Annotated in this window: 2 protein-coding genes and 1 pseudogene; 1 reads left to right on the forward strand and 2 read right to left on the reverse strand. The window is 32.7% G+C overall.

Annotated elements, in window-relative coordinates:
• Window positions 1-123: 123 nt before the first annotated feature.
• Window positions 124-521: pseudogene (locus ABW636_RS22610) on the reverse strand (transposase); the annotation flags it as partial.
• Entirely contained in the window at window positions 502-843 is a 342-nt protein-coding gene (locus ABW636_RS22535) for an SMI1/KNR4 family protein (protein ID WP_367592355.1), read from the reverse strand. The gene ABW636_RS22535 and the pseudogene ABW636_RS22610, both read right to left, overlap by 20 nt.
• A 124-nt stretch (window positions 844-967) precedes the next feature.
• On the opposite strand from ABW636_RS22535, the gene ABW636_RS22540 reads away from it, so the two are divergent.
• Window positions 968-2,137 carry an IS4 family transposase gene (locus tag ABW636_RS22540; RefSeq protein WP_367592356.1) on the forward strand — a complete coding sequence of 390 codons (1,170 nt, stop codon included), beginning with the start codon at window positions 968-970 and terminating at the stop codon, window positions 2,135-2,137.
• Window positions 2,138-2,423: the final 286 nt, after the last annotated feature.

The raw sequence follows: 2,423 nt of genomic DNA on the forward strand, positions 1-2,423 counted from the left end.
TTAGCATAAGATATCATAGATAGGTTTTTAGATTAATAAATTGAAATTCAGTACTTTAATTTACTAAAAACTTATCTTTTTTGCTACAAAAAATCCTCTAAATATTAATCGAACTCAGGTTTGTAACCAAAAGTTAGCACCTTCGCTCTCGGAAATATACATTCCCAAAACTTCTTTTCGACCATCTTTATCGATCCCTAAAATATTGTACAGGGCTTTATGGATAATCTTACCCTCAACCTTAACTTTGTAATGCATTGCATCTAACTAAACAATACAATAAACAGCATCTAACGGGCGATTCTGCCATGCTTTGATATCTGGAATAATACTATCGGTAATTTGGCTTAAAACCGTATGAGAAACTCTGTATCGTACATTTCTTTGATATGACTAGAGATGTCCCTATAGCTCATTCCTAGACCATATAAACCAATGATTTTGTCCGAAAGATTGTCTGCTAAAATTGTTTGACGTTTCTTGACCAGATCTGGCTCAAAATTACTCTGCCGGTCTGTTGGAGTACTCTGTAAAATTTGGGCCATACTCAGGTTCTTTTTGCCACATTTTATAGAGCCAGTCAATTTCATCAAAATCTTGAAGCTCTTCTCCTATATTGGCAATACCAAATTTTTGATAAAACAAATTTAAACTTGATGGTAACGATGCATTTAATTTCTTTTCTAAGTTTTGAATAGCCTCTATAGAAATTGGAGGCTTCAACTCTTCTTCCCAGTTATCAGCAAATTCAGTGATGATGATGTCTGCGTTTTTTTCCCAGTTTTCATCTCCTATTTTTTCAAATGGAATAATAAAATCTGATTTTAATTTTATATCTATCATCACTAGTGGGCACTAAAAATAAAAAAAAGTTCTTAGAAATTCTTTGTTAATCGTAACTGTAGGGATTTTTTATAGCGTGACGATTTGAAATGGTTCATGGATTTTTGGTTATTCAACTAAAAAGATGAATCACGGCAAATATATTTTCGCTCAACTCACAGATTTTTTACCACGGCGTATTTTTGATAGAATTGTCAAACAATACGATGGTAATAAGTACGTGAGAAGTTTTACCTGCTGGAATCAGATGTTATGTATGGTTTTCGGTCAGCTAACAGCTAGAGATAGTATGAGAGATTTGCTACTGAGTCTTGAGGCTCATAAATCTAAATATTATCGTTTAGGTTTTGGTTCGTCCATATCGCGACGTAATCTTGGCAAAGCGAATGAAAATCGCAACTATAAAATATTTGAAGCATTTGCTTATGTTCTGATTGCAAGAGCAAGAGAGAGTTGTTATAAATCAGATTTTGAACTCAATATCAAAGGCAATGTTTATGCTTTTGATTCCTCTACTATCGATTTATGCTTGAATGTATTTTGGTGGGCTGAGTTTAGAAAAACCAAAGCAGGCATCAAACTTCATACACTGTATGATGTAAAAACATCTATCCCTGCCTTTGTGCATATAACCAATGCCAAAGCACATGATGTGAGTGCATTAGATTTACTGTTATATGAAGTAGGCAGTTTTTATATATTAGACAGAGCTTATGTTGATTATGAACGTTTGTATCTTTTACATAAACAGCAAGCCTTCTTTGTTACCCGGGCAAAATCTAATATGAAGTTTGCTCGAATGTATTCTAATAGTGTCGATAAAACTAAAGGTATAAAGTATGACCAAATAGGTAAACTTACTTCCTACTATCCAAGAAAGAAGTATCCAGAAAAACTCAGACGTATCAAATATTATGATGCTGACACAAATAGAACATTTGTTTTTCTGACTAATAATATGGATTTAAAAGCAGAGGAAATTGCGTATCTATACAAGAAACGATGGGAGGTCGAGTTGTTTTTTAAGTGGATGAAACAGTATTTAAAGATTAAGTCATTTTGGGGAACATCTATAAATGCAGTCAAAATACAAATCTACTGTGCTATCATCGCATATTGTCTCGTGGCGATAGTTGGAAATACTTTGAAAGTAGAGCGTTCAATTTACGAAATATTACAAATCTTAAGCATCTCACTACTCGACAAAAATCCTGTAATAGAGGTGCTTAGAAAGTACGATTACAAAGATGCCAAAGAACAAAATAACAAACAATTGAAAATCAACGGGTTTTAAGTGCCCACTAATGATCTATCATGTTTATAAATTATAACAGAATTTTGCATGTAATTTAATAATATAACCCGTTGTGCATTTAGAAAAAGTTGTGCAAACTGCTAAAAGGCAGTAAATTGTAGTTACCACACTATAATTTCTATGCACAACTTTCAAGCAAATAAGGCTAAGTTCTAAAAAGGATATGATTTAGCGCTATATTTTTAAATTCGTTCCATACTGTATTTGAAGCAAAAGCAATAGTAGCCACTGTAGCCATTCTATTTGTATCATTTTTGATTTTTTC

This window comes from Aquimarina discodermiae, assembly GCF_040786235.1.
GTDB lineage: Bacteria > Bacteroidota > Bacteroidia > Flavobacteriales > Flavobacteriaceae > Aquimarina.

Excerpts from the sequence above, each read along its gene's own strand:
- ABW636_RS22540 (WP_367592356.1), top strand. The coding sequence starts at position 968 with ATGAATCACGGCAAATATATTTTCGCTCAACTCACAGATTTTTTACCA.
- ABW636_RS22535 (WP_367592355.1), bottom strand. The coding sequence starts at position 843 with ATGATAGATATAAAATTAAAATCAGATTTTATTATTCCATTTGAAAAA.